The sequence below is a fragment of the Prevotella melaninogenica ATCC 25845 genome (assembly GCF_000144405.1).
Lineage (GTDB): Bacteria > Bacteroidota > Bacteroidia > Bacteroidales > Bacteroidaceae > Prevotella > Prevotella melaninogenica.
The window spans coordinates 986,510-1,004,477 of record NC_014371.1 but is presented as its reverse complement, the minus strand read 5'-3'; the positions used below and the strand labels follow the sequence as shown (position 1 = coordinate 1,004,477).

The window sequence follows — 17,968 nt, the reverse complement described above, 5'->3', positions numbered from 1 at the left end:
AATTACGCGCAAAAATAATAAAAACATCTGAAAGATATAAGTTTTGTGTGCAAAAAAATTAGCTATTCACTTGACTTTCATAATTATTTCACTAACTTTGCACAATGCTAATGGTTGACAAACACAATGGTAAGAAAAAGAAAAAATAAGTTTAGAGATGTACGCGAATTTCTGATGATTGCATTGGCAATGCTCATCGGCAGCTTTGGCTGGTGTGCATTCTTATTGCCACATCATATCACGATTGGTGGTATTGCGGGTATTGCATCGGTTATTCAGTGGGGTCTTGATATCCCTGTGCAGTATACCTACCTTACTATCAATGGCATACTGCTCTTTGTCGCGTTAAAGATATTGGGTTGGAAGTTTTGTGTTAGGACGATTTTTGCCGTATTAGTGTTCGCCTTTTCGACGTCGGTATTGCGTGAGGTCTTTGCTGGACATCCGTTGTTTTCAGACGAACCTTTCCTCGCCTGCGTTGTAGGTGGTGTGTTATTAGGTGTCGGAGTCAGCATCGCCTTGCAGTATAATGCCAGTTCGGGCGGTTCGGATGTGATTGCGGCAATGATTCACAAGTATCGTGATGTGTCACTCGGACGTGTCATCCTTGCTTGTGACCTCTGTATCATCAGTTCCAGTTACTTAGTCTTGGAGAATTGGGAAAAGGTTATCTATGGTTACATAGTTCTCTTCGTAATGACCTATGTGGTGGATTACCTTATTAATGGTATGCGTGGTTCCGTGCAGTTCTTTGTTATTTCTGAACACTGGGGAGAGATTGGTTCTGCCATTAACAACGATGTTGATCGTGGCTGTACGGTTATTGAGGCTCGTGGATTCTACACTGGTAAGAAGGTGGGAATGCTCTTTGTCATCGCACGTCGTTCTGAAGCACACTCCATCTATCAAGTGATTGACGAAATAGACCCGAATGCCTTTGTGTCACAAGGTGCTGTCAATGGTGTCTATGGCATGGGATTCGATAGAATGAAGGTGGCACATAAAAAGAAAACAGCTGACGAGAAAGTCAGAACAAAAGAATAAGAAAGAAGGAAAGATTGTAAAGATGAATATTCAGGAACTCGAAGGTAAGCGTATTGCCGTTCTCCTTTCTGGCGGTGTTGACAGCTCGGTTGTGGTCTATGAGTTTGCACGATTAGGACTACATCCTGACTGTTTCTATATTAAGATAGGACCGGAAGAGAAGGAAGACTGGGACTGTAACTCTGAAGAAGACCTTGAGATGGCTACACTTGTGACACGCCGCTTTGGCTGTAAGTTGGAAGTCATCGACTGCCATAAGGAGTATTGGGACCAGGTGACACGCTACACCATGGAGAAGGTGAAGGCTGGTTTTACGCCTAACCCAGATGTGATGTGCAACCGACTGATAAAGTTTGGGGCTTTTGATGAGAAGATGGGACATGACTATGATCTCATCGCAACGGGCCATTATGCACAGACAGAATGGATTGACGGACGTAAATGGCTCACCACAAGTCCTGATCCAGTCAAAGACCAGACTGACTTCTTAGCACAGATTTACGACTGGCAGCTGAAGAAAGCAATCTTCCCTATTGGCCACTACGAGAAGAATGAGGTGCGAGAGATTGCCGAGCGAGAGAATCTTATCAATGCGCACCGAAAGGATTCGCAGGGAATCTGCTTCCTTGGAAATATCGACTATAATGAGTATGTACGCCGCTATTTAGGCGAAGAAATAGGCGACGTCATCGAACTTGAAACGGGAAAGAAGATTGGCGAACACAAAGGACTATGGTTCCATACTATCGGGCAACGGAAGGGACTCGGTCTTGGCGGTGGCCCTTGGTTCGTTATTAAAAAAGATGTAACTAAAAATATCCTGTATGTAAGTCATGGCTATGACCCTGCTACAGCCTACAAAAAAGATTTCCCGCTCCATGACTTCCACTTCCTAACAGAAGGTATCACAACCTTACCTGAGAAGATTACCTTCAAGATTCGCCACACACCTGAGTACCATCCCGCAACTGTTGAACAGTTGTCGGACGGTAGGTGTATTATTCACTCTACCGAAAATATCCATGGCGTTGCCCCTGGACAATTCTGTGTTGTCTATGATGAACAGCACCATCGCTGCTTTGGTTCTGGAGAAATAACGTTGTAAAGTTAACGAGTTGATGTGTTGACAAGTTGACAAGTAGACGAGTTGACAAGTTAACGAGTTATGTGTTCTGTTTGTTGAGTTAGCTTGAAGAACTTTCATTTTGCCTTTGCTACAAAAATAAACAATCATTGTCGGGTTATTTTTTCATACAAAAAGAATAGATAAAGATAGGCTATAACAGCTTTTCTAAGTATTGCTGTCAGGTAAACATTCACTATATCCCTTAGAAATTAGTGGCTTACTATCTTTATTACTATAATCTTATCGTCCCTTTCTTTCTGTCTTCAAATGATGTGTTGAAGCCCCGCACATGTCGTGCTGATGCTTAGCACCAATGGTGCTGAGTACTAATTACGTTGTAATATATGACCGATGAGGTCTTAATTTGTTGTTAGAAGTAGGTTATACTATTAAAAATAAGGTTTTCATGAAATATGGAGTGATAAACTAAAAGTCTTATATGATAGGCACACGGAGTCACGGAGAGGACGGAGGTTGTGCAATGTTACGGAGGTGCCGACGGCACAAAGAGCGACGGAGGCGTAGCGTACAGATTCTTGAGAAGTCTTTTGGGATAAACGCTTTGTGTATAAATTACTAATAGAAATGGCAAACAAACTCCGTCGCTCTATGCACCGACGGTGCCTCCGTGACTTCCATTGCTTTGTTTTAATAATCCTCCGTCCTCTCCTTTTCTCCGTGTGACATTTTCTCAGAAACCTAACCTTAAGTGGCAAAATTTATCACTCCAAAATCCTGAAGACCCAGAAATAAGCTTAATAGATTACTGGTCTAAGAGCAGAGAAACAAATTAAAACGATTTTTCTTATATAGTTAATAGGTGGGATTTGATCGTTTCCTGCCACTCATCAAACGACTTTGTAGATAATTCTTCTTGTTAACTTCGTTTTCTAATATCTTTTATTTTCTTAAACTAATGTCGTATACTTTTGTCTACTTATTTACATATTCAAATGTGTCCTTTTTACAATCACATCCCGTTCTCTTTTATCTAAATATCTGCTCAACCCTTTTGTAGCTTACAAACTACGAGGATTTTATAATTATAAGTGTTTTATGTACTCTTTTGTTTGAAATAGAAATTAATAATACATTTTATGATTTAAAGTATAATTTTAATCGAAAAAAGATTGCTTCTTTTATAAATAATATTTATATTTGCAGCAGATATATAATAGAACGAATAACCTGTAAGAGTCTTTACTCATCAATTCCTCTAAAATATCTTCTGCCATACGTGCAGATACCATAGAAAAAGTGTTACATCCAATATTCGATTAACTATAAATATGTATATATGAAGCAGGTTTACTATTTTATTTTCTTAATGCTACTGGCGTTTTCGTCAGTAAACGTAAAGGCTGACACGACTGTAAGAGTCAAGGTTGATGATATCAACAGAGTTTCAGTCAAAGTAAATTACTTGCCCGTTGTCAATCTTGCTAACGGAACAAATGAAATTACTGTGCCCCAATATGGTGCCTTAACCATTGAGGCAAAACAGGGTTATTACTTAAAGAGTGTCCTCAAGACGATTGATAATGATAACTCTGCACCACAGACTATTAATAATCTAACCAGTTGCAACATCTATGTTTCGGATGCAGACAATAATAAGCTCTTCACTGTTAAAAGTGCTGACTTAGCTAAAGCTCGCACAGGTTCATGTACTGTAAACGTTGATAATGCCTCAAAAGTGAGGGTGTCACGCAATGAATCACGCACGTCTGTAGAGTTACAAAATGGTGAAAACACAGTTAAATGGATTCCTAATACCGAGAAAACACTTGTAATTACCAATGCTAATTATGGTGATGCCCCTATATATAAGGTGACCCTCGACGGTAACGACGTTACTCCTTCAAGTGGTCAATACTTTGTCACGCTGACCGCTGGCTGTGTTGTTGACATTAAAGCCGATTATCCAAACGTATCTTATCCTGTTAAATTCAACTTTACTGACGAGAAAGCAAAGGGTGTTATCTCAAAGGTAATGGCTGATGGTGAGGAAGTTAAGAACTACAATGACGCTGATTTCAAGCTGAAAGCTGGAACAAAATTGTCATTAACTTTCGACCAAAGAAACTATGCTTTAGATGCTTTCAAGGTTAATGGGACTGCCACTACGATATATGGTACCTACGAATGCTATGTGAAAGACAATCTTGTCTTTGATATTCAAGCACATAAATATGCTACTGTAAAGGCTGTGCTGACTGTTGATAAGGCAGCAAATATCACCGCTTATGAGGGACAAAGCTATAATAATAAGGTGATAACGCTACAGAATGGCAGTAATAATATTGAGTTAGGCGAGAAGAATAACCTCATCCAAATAAAACCTAATAGCGGTTGTAAGATTGAGTCTATCAAAGCAAATGGCACTCCTGTAACAGCCAATTACGAAGGAGCATACGAGATAAGACTAACCGATGGTATGACGATTGAGGTTACGACATCAGCCATTGTGCGCGACCAGAAGGCAACAGTTTTCATTGACGACATCAGTCTTGCGAACTATGGATTCAACTTCTACCGCTCTGACCATTCAACGATTAAGATGCAGACAGGTGAAAACACGGTGATGTTCTCAGCCGACGATCATCATTTCATGCTTGGTGCTTACGGCAACGACTTGAGTAAGATGGTAGTTAAACTCAATGGAACGATACTTGCCCCATCCTATCCTGGCGGCACAAGCTTTGAGTTTGATTTGAAGAACAACGACCGTTTAGATGTCCTTCTCAAGGGCGACACAGCTGGTATTGATGCCATAGAAGCCGTAAAACAAGGGAAGGCTGTAGTCTATCGTCTCGATGGCAAGCGCATAGAAGGCACACAACTGCCTAATGGAGTATATATTATTAACGGTAAAAAAGTTATAGTTAACAAGCGATGAGAAAAATTCTACTCACTGTATTTTGTTTATGTTCGGTAGGATTAGCTTACGGTCAGTCGAAGCTTGACCTACAAAGTCAGTTGGAACTGTTCAAACTCCGTAACACTTCCATTCCTACCTACAACAGTCGTACACGTTCGTTTGAACGCCCAAAGAGTGTACCAGAGAACACAATGGCAATGGTCGAAATGAAGGATCAGAACGACCGTGCAGACTTAGAGGCACAAGGCGTAAAGGTGCTGCGTGTACGTGGTAATATTGCCATTGTCGTGGCTCCAATAAAAGACATTGAGCGTATTGCAGGCTTAAAGTGCGTTCGTCGTATGGAACTCCCACGTCGTGTTTATCAGAAGATGGACGTCGTACGTAAGGAGATTGGCGTAGATAAGATTCACAAAGGTATCGACCTCCCACAGGCTTACACTGGTAAAGGAGTGGTAACGGGTATTGTTGATGGTGGTATTGACCCTAACCATATCAACTTCCTCAAGCCAGACGGAAGCACGCGATTTGGTTATATCAGTAAGATTACAGCCAGTCAGTCAAATAAGGATGGTTATCAATTCGATAACTATTACCCTCGTGTCGTGCTTGATACCTTAACAAACCGTGATAATGCATACGCTATTGAGGACTTTACGACTGATTCCTACACTACGTTCCATGGTACTCACACTACAGGAATCATGGCGGGTGGATACAAAGGCAATATCAACTATGCTAAGACTAACGATAACGATAGGTCTTATAAAGTGACAGGTCCTAATCCTTTCTATGGTTGTGCGACAGAGTCAGAACTTGTGGCTTCATGCGGTGATTTGCGTGATCAGTATATTGCATTTGGTGTTGATGATGTCGTACAGTATGCAAAACTATCAGGAAAGAAGCCAAAGCCATGTGTTATCAACCTTTCATTAGGTAGTAACATTGGTGTACACGACTCTACAAGTGTAATGAATCGCTTCCTTGCAGAGGAAGGAAAACACGCTATTATCTGTGTTGCTGCAGGTAACGAAGCGAACATGGGTATCGCATTAAAGAAGAATTTTACCGCTGCAGATGAAACGGTTAAAACCTTCCTCACGCCAATGCAACCAGATACTTTGCGTTCTGGAGGTAAGACCTACTTTAATCTTCGTAACGGACAGATAGCAGCTTATAGTAATGACTCTACAGAATTCGAGTTACAAATCGTTGTTACTAATACGAAGCGTGGCAACCGTGTTGTTAGCAGAATCCCTCTTCCAAATAATACAAATGGCCAACCTATAACCTACGCATCAGGTGGTGAGTATTCAATGTCAGGTGCTGTTATTAACCAAGGCTTTGCGAAAGCGTTCGATGGATACGTCACAGCAGCTTCTGCAATAGACCCTGAAACGGGCCGTTACTACGCTATGGCGCAGATAATGACCAGTGATAACCAGAAAGATAACAAGGATGGAAACTATAAACTGGCGTTGCTAATAACGAGTAAGAAGCCTGGACAGCGTGTTGAAGTGTACAGTGATGCACAGTTTATCTACTTTGATAGCAACAAGCAGGAGGGCTTCGTAAGCGGAACACGTAATGGGTCTATCAGCGATATGGCATGTGCTGCAAACATCGTTACTGTTGGTAGCTACAATGTACGCAACCACTGGTCATCTCTCGACGGCTTTGTTTATGGCTACAACAAGCGAGGTGATGAAGATGACTTCCCTGAAGGCGAGGCTTCACGCTTCTCTTCTTTCGGTACATTAGCCGATGGTAGAAACCTTCCACACGTATGTGCTCCGGGTGCATCTATCATCTCTTCTGTTAATACATATGCTGTAGAGAATACTGACTTAGGCTATACTGACATGGCATTGCAGGGTAAGTTGGAGAAAGGTGGTAAGAAATACTACTGGCATCAATCTCTCGGAACATCCATGGCTACGCCTGTTGTAGCTGGTGCTATTGCCCTCTGGCTTGAAGCAAACCCAAGTTTGACTGTCAAGGACGTAATACGTATCATCCAACAGACCGCTCGTAAGGATGACTATGTCACTAAAACGGGCGACCCAGTACAGTGGGGAGCAGGTAAGTTTGACGCTTACGCAGGTTTGAAGCAGGTACTAAAGGAAAAGGAAACCAATGGTATTAATGGTGTAAGATACGCAGAGAGTCAGGCAGTACCTGTCATTACAATGACTGGCGAACGCTCTTTCTCAGCCTTCCTTGCTGGTGCAAAGCAGCTGAATCTACGTGCTTACTCACTCAGCGGACAGTTAGTTCACTCGCTCTCAGCACAAGGTGACGAACTCAACGTTAATGCCTCTTCATGGAACAAGGGCGTTTACTTGATTCAAGTAAATGGTGGTAAGGCACAACGTATCGTTATCTATTAAGGCTTGATACACATCGAATAATATTCCCAAAGGATAGGACTAACACTCTTAACCCTTGGGAATACGATAAGTAAAGATAAGCTATAAAATCAGAACACAATAATATTTATATTTATATGAAGCACAAATTTACTTTTTTACCATCATTCCTCCTCTTAGTGATGGCTATGTTGTGGAGTTCGCTTGCTGCCCATGCGCAAGACGAAGTTTTGATTCGATTCCACACCAATGTGCCTGAAAAGGCAAAGAATTCTGGTGTGGCAGCACAGGTTTCTTTTGTGTTGGGCTCTAAATCAGACAAGGCTGATGTCTCTATCGACTATGGTTCTGGTGATACCGAAGTTGAGATTAATAAAGCTATTGTTGAGAATGATCATGGCGAACAGGCCATTAAGGGTACTCTCTGTACAGATGTTGTGTCAGATGCAGGCTGGGTAACAATCAAAGGTAACCCAGACGACCTCTATTTCTTCAATGCTTCTGGTAACGAGATCGACCAGATTCAGTTTAATGACAACTTGAAACTCCAAGTCTTGAACTTAGAGCATAACAACTTAAAGTCACTCAACATCGATCGTTTACAGAGTCTGAATATTATCTATTTGCAGGATAATCCTTTCTCTGCTACAACTCCATTAATGATTGGTCGTATGCCAAATCTTATGGTGTTGGAGGTTCCACAGATTGGACATATCTCTCCAGACTTCACGCTTAAGAACTTTCCTAATCTCCGTTCGTTTGATGCTTACCACACTATTAGTCTCAAGACAGCAGATCCAACAGGCTGCCCATATCTGCAGCGTTTGAGTCTTGACATGACAAGTGTTGAAAGTGTAGACCTCTCAAAGAACTCATTACTGCAAATACTCAACGTGGGTGACTCTCGTGTCAAGACTCTTGACCTTAGTCATAACCCTGAGATTACGCAGCTCTACATCTCTCACTCTTCTGGGGCTGTCAATACTGACGTGAAGTTCGAGACCATTGATGTGTCTCACTGTCCGAAGCTCTACTATTTCTATTGTGGTGGTAACAACTTGAAAGAGCTTGACTTAAGAAACAATCCAGAGCTCTTCACACTCTCTTGCGACCGTAACCTCCTACGGAACCTTGACGTTAGTCAAAACCCAAAACTATATAGTGTCAATGTACGTTATAACTACATGGACTTTGCGACACTACCTGAACCAGGCAACTGGTTTGAGTATTACCACGAACAAAACCCTATGGAGTTGAACGATACATATAAGGTAGGTGATGTCATCGACCTTAGCAAGCGTGTGCTTCGTGCAAATACAACGACTCAGGCAAGACTCTATCGTGTTCCAAAGGATGACCCAACAAAGCCAGTAGAGTTAGATGACAGCTATTATTCTTACGAGGGTGGTAAGGTTACTTTGAAGAAAGAACTTAATGAAGAAGTCTTTGTTCAGTTCACTAATAGCCGACTCAGAGACTATCCTATCCGCACTGAAAACTTCCGTGTGAAGACTGTTGCCGAGTTTGGTAAGGATGTGAAGGCTATTCAGCTCGCAAGTCTTGGCGACGCAGGTTCTCCTCTGAAGATGTCTGTTGGTATCCTTGGTGCTACAGCAGCTAATCCTGTAACTGTAAAGGTTGACTTAGGCGATGGTAATACTACCCCATTCGAGATTAAGGATGAGCGCCCAGCTACAGCCAATATCGTGACTACACGTACTGGTGCTGGAGACATTATCGTATATGTCCCACAGGATAAGTACGTAACAAGTCTTGAGTCTGATGGCCAGTACATTGACAACATCGACCTCTCTGCACTTACAGAACTTCGTACGCTTACATTGAAGAGAGCAAATCTTACTACTATCGACCTCTCTTACAACAATAAGCTTGAGAAACTCGACCTCTCTTACAATCAGCTAAATCGTGTTGATCTCCGTGGTCCATCATCTTATTTTAATAAGAGTAAGTTGACTGATATCAACATTAGTCATAACCAAGTTGACTCATTGCTCTTCAATACCATCTATGGTGTAACCAAGCTCAATGTAAGTCACAACAAACTGAATAAGTTGGATCTTAAGGATGCCGACAACTTGCGTATGCTTGATATCTCTTACAACAAGTTCACTCGTCTCCTTCTCAACCACAGCGAACTTATAGAGGATATCAATGTGGCAAATAACGAACTTACTGAGGTGAAGATTCCACCTGTAGCACCAGTTAAGAAGTTGAATGTTAGTGGTAACTACTTCACATTGGCTAATATGCCTAACGACTTCGGTCTGACTCGTGGTAACTTTATCTATGCACCACAGAATGTATTGCAGATTTCAACCTCTTCACCAGGTATCGACCTCTCTGAGCAGTATATAACAAAGGATGGAGCAACAACTAACTTTGTATGGAAGAAGAAAGATGGTACACCATTACAGTTGGGCAAGGACTACACCATCACCAATGGTTCAGCTAAGTTCACCAACCTCGCACTTGACTCAATCTATTGTGAGATGACGCATGCTGCCTACCCTGATTTCGAAGGTAAGAATGTCTTCAAGACTACTAATGTTCATCCTATTGCCTTCCCTAAATACGAGTTGGCTTCCTTTACTACTGTCAACCAGACCGATAGCGTAGTATTGTCTCTTGCAAGCTATGTTCCTGGTAAGTCTGTTTACTTCGAGTGGGGCGGCAATGGTAATGTTACACAGTACACACTTGGAGAAAAATATAAGATTTTCCAAGCTAAATCTAAGGCGAACACAAAGGTACGTGTGCTTGTTGCTGAGGCTGATGATAAGGTGAAAGTCTTCAGCGTTGCAAATGTTAAGATGACTGATGTAGACCTCACTGGTTTGAAGGAAGCGAAACTCATTTCTATAACTCAAGCTGGACTTACATCTGTTAAGCTCCCTGCAGCACCAAATCTTACAGATTTGAACTTTGATGGTAATGAGTTGACAGACATTGACTTGTCACCGTTCCCAAAACTTTTCGCAGTGTCATTGATTGGTAATAAGATTAAGAACTTCGACTTGTCAAAGGCACCAAACCTTGGTATTGCTTACCTCTCAAGCAATAAGATGAAGGAAATCAAGCTTGATAACCCTAAACTTGAGAGCCTTGATTTGAGCGATAACGACCTCGAAAACGTGTCACTCGACAAGCTTCCTCAGTTAGAGCAGTTGTGGTTGAACGCTAATAAGTTGACAAAGGTTGACGTATCAAAGAATACCAACCTTAGAGTTCTCAACGTTGTTGGCAACCGTCTGAAGTTCTCTACAATGCCATTGCCAAACAATAACGGCAAACGATTTGATAGATACTCTTACAACCTTCAGGCACCAATCGATGTTAAGTGTGTTAATGGTAAGGTTGACCTCAGCTCTGAAGCTGTTGTTGGCGGTGAGATGACAACCTATCACTGGTTCATCGGTAATGTGACATACAGAGATGGCGAGTTACAAGGTGAGAAGTTAGAGGTCAATGATGAGTACACCGTTGAGAATGGTGTAACTACATTGAAGCTCACTCAGTCTATCACCAACCTTGTTTGTGTGATGTCAAACGATAACTTCCCTAATGCACTTATCTATACAAACTACATCGCGTTCACACCTGCAACAGGTATTGATGCTGTTACAGCTGATAAGGATGTTAAGATTCAGTTCTTCGATGGTGCAATTAGCGTTCTTGGCGCACAGAATAGCACAGTTGCTATCTACTCAATCGATGGTAAACTCGTTTACCAAGGTAAGGTTGCTGACGATAGCACACGCATCTCTCTTGCTCGTGGTACCTACATCGTACGTGTAGGAAACAAGGCTGCAAAGATTAGCGTAAAGTAAATTAGTAGTTTATAAATAGTCAATCCCCTTGTTTGTTGTAGAATACTTATTCGGCAACAAACAAGGGGATTCTTTTATTTATGTAGCCTTATAAAGTCTAATAAAGATTCTTCTTGCTTCTAATTCAGCGATAAATCGCAATCTTTTAGCACCTAACACCATTGGTGCTCACCATCAGCACGACGTGTGCTAAGCATCGGCATGTTAGATGATGAGGGTGGGAGAGGGTCTTTATAATCATAAAAGTGAATAGGATAGGACATGTACAGAATATCTTTAAAATAGATTTAGAGGTCCTTAGCATGAAGATGAAAGTAGACAATAACTTCTTTGGCTGTCTTAATCTCTAATAGGTTATTATACTGCAATACCTTTTATTTTTATTTGTCTACATAGAAAAGAATGTCTCATTATTTCATATTCTCGATGGCTCAATAACATCTTACGAACAGTTTTTACATAGGTAAATAAGAAAGTAACGTATACAAAAACAGACATATGGTTAAAATTCGTCATAAAAGATTAGATTATATGCCTTTTAATCCTTATCTTTGCACGCAATAAATAATACTTATGGACTGGTTAATTGATATTTTTTCGGCAGAGAAACAGGATACGGTAGCCCATATTATGCTATTGTATTCTATTGTCATTGCCTTGGGTATCTACCTTGGCAAAATTAAAATTGGAGGTATTTCGCTTGGCGTTACCTTTGTGTTGTTTGTGGGCATTCTTGCTGGTCACATTAAATTTACAGGACCTATCCCCGTATTGACCTTTGTACAAGACTTTGGATTGATTCTTTTTGTCTTTATGATTGGTTTGCAAGTCGGACCGGGATTCTTTGAAAGTTTCGGTAAAGGTGGTCTGAAGTTGAACATCCTTTCGACGGTGGCAATCCTGCTCAACGTCCTTGTGATGTTTGCTTGTTACTACATTTTCTTTGACACGCAGGACAAGACAAATCTTCCTATGATGGTCGGCACGCTCTATGGTGCTGTGACGAACACTCCTGGTCTTGGTGCTGCGAATGAAGCACTCCACAGTGTCTTCAAGAATGGCATGAACTTCGACATCGCTTCTGGTTACGCTTGTGCTTATCCTTTGGGTGTGGTAGGTATCATCAGTGCGACGATCGCTATCCGTTATATCTGTAAGGTAAACCTTCAAGAGGAGAATGAAAAGCTGAATGAGGAAGAAGCTGAGAATCCTCATGCAAAGCCTTACACAATGTATTTGAAGGTACAGAATGCGTATATCGCAGGCCGTAAGCTCGAAGAAATATCAGAATTCCTTAATCGTGACTTCGTTTGTACACGTCTTATGCACGAAGGGGTATTGTCTGTTCCTACCTTAGATAATATTTTTGAGTTAGGCGATGAGATTCTCGTTGTCAGTGCAGAGGCTGACGCAGCTGCTATCCGTGCTTTCATCGGTCCAGAGATTGAAGTAGACTGGCACGAGGAAGACCAGCCACAACAGTTGGTTAGCCGTCGTATTGTTATCACCAATAGTAAGATTAACGGAAAGACATTGGGCGATATTCATTTCCGTTCAGTATATGGCGTGAACGTAACACGTATCAGCCGACAGGGTATGGACCTCTTTGCTGGTCGCAACCACCGTTTTATCGTGGGTGACCGTATCATGGTTGTTGGTCCAGAAGAGAACGTTAACCGCGTTGCTTCTATGATGGGTAACTCTGAAAAGCGCCTTAACGCACCAAATATTGCAACCATCTTCGTTGGTATCATCGTCGGTATCATCTTCGGTACGTTGCCAATTGCGATTCCTCACATGCCTGTACCAATGAAACTCGGTCTTGCAGGTGGTCCGTTGGTTATCGCTATTCTTATTGGTCGTTTTGGTTATCGAATGGGACTTGTGACCTATACTACAACGTCAGCGAATATGATGCTCCGTGAGATTGGTTTGGCACTCTTCTTGGCTTCTGTAGGTATCAAGGCAGGAGCAACCTTCTGGGACACCGTAGTACAGGGTGACGGATTGAAGTATGTGTACACAGGTTTTATCATTACGATTGTTCCAATCCTTATTGTCGGCACTATTGCTCGTTTGAAGTATAAGTTCAATTACTTCACAATTATGGGTATGCTTGCCGGAACCTATACCGACCCACCAGCCTTGGCTTATGCAAACTCTATCTGTGCAGGTGAGGCTCCAGCTGTAGGTTACTCAACAGTTTATCCGCTCAGTATGTTCCTTAGAATCTTCCTGGCGCAGGTAATTGTACTATTCTTCTGCCAGATTTAGGAAAGAATAAGTTTAAAACGAAAAATAATTAGGGTGTATCAAATTTCTGATACACCCTATTTTTATTCTCCTAAATGTGTGAGAGAATGATTTTACTCTAAATACAACGTCTTTAGCTATCTGTTATCTTACCACAAAGCTTTTCCTTAATCCTCTGAATTTTCTTTACATCATTTCGTTGTTTATTTGCCCCAAATGGCTCTAAAACCTCTTTTTGAATAGCCTTTGTAACTTCCTTAATATCAATCTATTGCAAAATAGCTTTTTAAAAGGTGCTTAGTAAGGTTTCAAAAGGGCGTTAGTTAGCGTCTTAAAGGGCATCTTTTACAAGCCAATTGGGCGTTAATTGCAAGCTGATTTATGCCCTTCTCAATTCGAAGATTAGATTTTTCTTTACATTATATTATTGTTCTATGGCATCCGTGATAGGAGAGTAGGGATTGAGCGGTAACTCATGATGCTATTACTTTGTTCCAGATTATTTTGTTATTTGGTCTTTGTATACTTTGTTACCTTGTCTTTTTTATCTTATTTTTATTTTGTCTCCCCCTAATCTCTTGTCTTTCTTTAAATCAGCAATTTTGTTCATTTACACGCCCATTTACATGTAAACAAAACTTATCAACATGTAAACAAAATCCTATTTTTCTTTTATAACTAATAGCTTGTTCAGATGTTCACTTGTCAAGTAAAACCTGTTTACTTGTCATCTAAACACTCTTCTGTTTATAATTATAAGTGTTTTATGTACTCTTTTGTTGAAATCAGTAAGTATTCAATTAAATTTTAAAAGAAAATGTAATTTTACTCGAAAAATGCTTGCAACTTATATAAATAATATTTAAATTTGCATTCCATGAAAGTAATAATCTTTTTATATTGTGAAAAAGCAGCAATATATTTAGGTTTAAGACTCATCTCTAATAAAATGTTTCAGAAAGGAACAAAATCGTAAAGTTTAGCGAAACAGTTACACAATAATATTTTAATAATCAAAAGAGATCTATGGAGAAAAGAATTACTCTCTTTTTGTTTGGTCTTATCCTGTCATTAGGAACAGCGTTTGGTCAGGCAAAGATTAACGGAACCGTAGTTTCTCAGGACGATGGAGAAGCCGTTATCGGAGCATCTGTCATGGTACAAGGTACTACGACGGGTACAGTTACCGATATTGATGGTCACTTCACTATCGACGTTCCTGCAGGAAAGAAACTCGTAGTCAGTTACATTGGTATGGTCACTCAGACCGTAACAGCAAAAGATGGCATGAAGGTTGTCCTCTCTAATGACAATCATCAGCTTACTGAGGTCGTCGTAACGGGTATGACCCAGCAAGACAAACGCCTCTTCTCTGGTGCTGCTACCAAGATTGATGCTTCAAAAGCTAAGCTCGATGGTATGGCGGACGTGAGCCGTTCACTCGAAGGTCGTGCTGCTGGTGTGAGCGTTCAGAACGTATCAGGTACGTTCGGTACTGCTCCTAAGATTCGTGTTCGTGGTAACACGTCAATCTTCGGTTCATCAAAACCTTTGTGGGTTGTGGATGGTGTCATCATGGAAGACATTGCCAATGTTGATGCAAGTTCGTTGTCATCAGGTGATGCAAAGACTTTGATTTCTTCTGCTATTGCAGGATTGAATGCTGATGACATTGAAAGTTTCCAGATTCTGAAGGACGGTTCTGCTACATCTATCTATGGTGCTCGTGCTATGGCAGGTGTGATTGTTGTAACTACAAAGAAGGGTAAGGCTGGTCAGAGCCATTTGAGCTATACTGGTGAGTACACCCTCCGTTTGAAGCCAAGCTATAAGAACTTTAATATCATGAACTCACAGGACCAGATGGAGGTTTATCGTGAGTTGGAGAAGAAGGGCTATTTGAATTATGCTGAGATTGCTAACGCCTCTACAAGTGGTGTTTATGGTCGTATGTATCAGCTCATCTCTGAGTATGACGCTACTAAGGGACAGTTCGGTCTTGAGAATACACAGAAAGCGCGTGATGCTTATCTGCGTGCTGCTGAGTATCGCAATACTGACTGGTTCGACCAGCTTTTCTCAAGTTCAATCATGCACAACCACTCTGTGAGTGCTTCTGGTGGTACAGATAAGGGTCAGTACTATGCTTCTCTCTCTGCAATGTACGATCCAGGATGGTATAAGTCAAGCCGTGTTCAGCGTTACACTGGTAACATCAATACGACTTACAATATTAATAAGAAGGTCGGTTTGAACCTTATCGCTAATGCTTCTTATCGTAAGCAGAGAGCTCCAGGTTCATTGAGTCGTACGATTGACCCATCAACTGGTGCTGTTAGTCGTGCTTTCGATATCAACCCTTACTCTTATTCTTTGAATACTTCACGTACACTCGACCCAACCGAGTCATATACACGTAACTATGCTCCGTTCAACATCTTCAATGAGTTGAACAATAACTACATGGACTTGAATGTACACGACTTCCGTATACAGACAAGTATTGACTATAAGCCAATAACAAAGTTGAAGCTTACTGCTTTGGTAGCTGTTAAGAGTGCTGCTTCAACGATGGAACATGTCGTTCGTGAAAACTCTAATCAGGCTTTGGCTTATCGTGCAATGGGTACAACAACTATCCGCGATGCCAATCCTTATCTTTATACTGATCCTGACAACCCATTTGCTCTTCCAGAGTCAATCCTCAAAGAGGGCGGTATTCTTGACAGAACAGGTAACCACTTCTTTGGTTGGGACACCCGTCTTTCTGCTGCTTACAACGATGTATTCAATGATACACACATCGTGAACCTCTATGCCGGTGTTGAGAGTAATAGCGTTGACCGTAAGGCTACTTTCGACCGTGAGTGGGGTATGATGTTTGATGCTGGTGAGATTGCTAAGCTGAACTATCGTGCATTCAAGATGTTCCAGGAGAAGGGATCTGACTACTATGGCTTGTCAAATACCCACATCCGCAGTCTTGCTTACTTCGGTACAGGTACCTATTCTTATAAGGGTCGCTATCAGATGACTGGTACTTTCCGTTATGAGGGTACTAACTATTTAGGTAAGGCTACATCAGCTCGTTGGTTGCCAACCTATAACGTTTCTGGTGCATGGAACGCACATGAGGAAGAATGGTTTAATAAGGTGTTTAAGCAGGCGTTGACACATGCTACATTCCGCTTGAGCTACTCACTTACTGGTGACCGTCCTCCTGTAACTAACTCATTGCCAATCTTCACAGCAACAGTGCCTTGGCGTCCATTTACTTCTATTCAGGAGACGGGTTACGATGAGCAGTTCGGTAATAAGAACCTTACCTACGAGAAGAAACGTGAGTTCAACCTTGGTTTCGACTTTGGATTCCTTGACAACCGAATCAATCTTACAACTGATTTCTACTGGCGTCGCAATAGTGACCTTATTGGTTACGTGAACCATCCACAGTTGGGTTCTTATAACCTTGCTAACGTTGCTTCAATGAAGTCTAATGGTATGGAGCTTTCATTGAATACACATAACATCAAGACAAAGGACTTCAGTTGGGAATCTAACTTTATCTTCTCATGGACACACAATGAGATTACAAGTCTCTTCACCCATGCGCGTGTTATCGACCTCGTACAGGGAACTGGTTATAGTCTTGTAGGTTATCCTGTAAACTCTATCTTCAGCATCCCATTTGCTGGACTCGATGGTGAGGGTTTGCCTACATTCATGAACGAGGATGGTAGAAGAACTATCTCTGGTCTTAACCTCCAGGAGCGTGATCAGGAGAAGATTAAGTATCTGAAGTTCGAAGGTCCTGCCGACCCAACTACAACGGGTTCATTTGGTAACGTCTTCCGTTATAAGAATTGGGACCTCAACGTATTTGTTACTTATAGCTTTGGTAATAAGGTTCGTTTGAACCATATCTTCAGCAACCGCTATGACGATATGGATGCTTTGCCTAAGGAGTTCCGTAATCGCTGGACATACAGTGGTGATGAGACTTTGACTACTATCCCTGTAATTGCTTCACGTCGTCAGAACCGCAACAATTCACAGTTGGATGTAGCTTACAATGCTTATAACTATTCTGATGTTCGTATCGCAAAGGGTGACTTCATTCGTATGAAGGAAATCTCATTGGGTTACACTTTCCCTGCAGCTATGATTAGAACTATTGGCGTTAGCAGTTTAGCTTTGAAGCTTCAGGCAACTAACCTCTTCCTCTTCTATTCAGATAAGAAGCTGAACGGTCAGGATCCAGAGTTCTTCAATACAGGTGGTGTGGCTGCACCAGTTCCAAAGCAGTTCACCATGACATTGAGATTAGGTCTTTAATATTTTAACGGAGGCTTCATATTCAGCTGAGAATATCCAAATGTTGATAGTAACATTGGACTTCCTAACAAGGCGAATGGTTGTAAGATGATACAGCCATTAGACAATAAAA

The 17,968-nt window shown here is 41.3% G+C and carries 7 protein-coding genes; all 7 read left to right on the top strand.

What is annotated here, in order from left to right; genetic code table 11:
• Positions 1-126 precede the first annotated feature (126 nt).
• The 7 genes from HMPREF0659_RS10900 to HMPREF0659_RS10870 all read left to right on the top strand — a co-directional run bounded on the left by HMPREF0659_RS10900 (position 127) and on the right by HMPREF0659_RS10870 (position 17,856).
• Positions 127-1,044, top strand: a complete 918-nt coding sequence (locus tag HMPREF0659_RS10900; RefSeq protein WP_044046111.1) for a YitT family protein — start codon at positions 127-129, stop codon at positions 1,042-1,044.
• 22 nt (positions 1,045-1,066) lie between these two features.
• Positions 1,067-2,149 carry a tRNA 2-thiouridine(34) synthase MnmA gene (mnmA, locus tag HMPREF0659_RS10895; RefSeq protein ID WP_013265446.1) on the top strand — a complete coding sequence of 361 codons (1,083 nt, stop codon included), beginning with the start codon at positions 1,067-1,069 and terminating at the stop codon, positions 2,147-2,149.
• Between the two features lie 1,318 nt (positions 2,150-3,467).
• On the top strand, positions 3,468-5,069 hold the full coding sequence (locus tag HMPREF0659_RS10890; RefSeq protein ID WP_013265272.1) for a hypothetical protein: 1,602 nt from the start codon (positions 3,468-3,470) through the stop codon (positions 5,067-5,069).
• On the top strand, positions 5,066-7,441 hold the full coding sequence (locus HMPREF0659_RS10885; RefSeq protein ID WP_013265068.1) for a S8 family serine peptidase: 2,376 nt from the start codon (positions 5,066-5,068) through the stop codon (positions 7,439-7,441). Before HMPREF0659_RS10890 ends, HMPREF0659_RS10885 begins: the two co-directional genes overlap by 4 nt.
• A gap of 116 nt (positions 7,442-7,557) precedes the next feature.
• Entirely contained in the window at positions 7,558-11,268 is a 3,711-nt protein-coding gene (locus HMPREF0659_RS10880; RefSeq protein ID WP_013265344.1) for a leucine-rich repeat domain-containing protein, read from the top strand.
• Positions 11,269-11,841: 573 nt separating this feature from the next.
• Positions 11,842-13,542 (top strand): putative transporter, encoded by a 1,701-nt coding sequence (locus HMPREF0659_RS10875; RefSeq protein ID WP_013265781.1) that lies wholly within the window; start codon positions 11,842-11,844, stop codon positions 13,540-13,542.
• 1,005 nt (positions 13,543-14,547) lie between these two features.
• Positions 14,548-17,856 (top strand): SusC/RagA family TonB-linked outer membrane protein, encoded by a 3,309-nt coding sequence (locus HMPREF0659_RS10870; RefSeq protein WP_013265855.1) that lies wholly within the window; start codon positions 14,548-14,550, stop codon positions 17,854-17,856.
• The last annotated feature ends 112 nt before the right edge of the window (positions 17,857-17,968 follow it).

Coding starts and splice junctions, on each gene's coding strand:
- HMPREF0659_RS10900 (WP_044046111.1), top strand. CDS start 127: ATGGTAAGAAAAAGAAAAAATAAGTTTAGAGATGTACGCGAATTTCTG.
- HMPREF0659_RS10870 (WP_013265855.1), top strand. CDS start 14,548: ATGGAGAAAAGAATTACTCTCTTTTTGTTTGGTCTTATCCTGTCATTA.
- HMPREF0659_RS10885 (WP_013265068.1), top strand. CDS start 5,066: ATGAGAAAAATTCTACTCACTGTATTTTGTTTATGTTCGGTAGGATTA.
- HMPREF0659_RS10875 (WP_013265781.1), top strand. CDS start 11,842: ATGGACTGGTTAATTGATATTTTTTCGGCAGAGAAACAGGATACGGTA.
- HMPREF0659_RS10880 (WP_013265344.1), top strand. CDS start 7,558: ATGAAGCACAAATTTACTTTTTTACCATCATTCCTCCTCTTAGTGATG.
- HMPREF0659_RS10890 (WP_013265272.1), top strand. CDS start 3,468: ATGAAGCAGGTTTACTATTTTATTTTCTTAATGCTACTGGCGTTTTCG.
- mnmA (WP_013265446.1), top strand. CDS start 1,067: ATGAATATTCAGGAACTCGAAGGTAAGCGTATTGCCGTTCTCCTTTCT.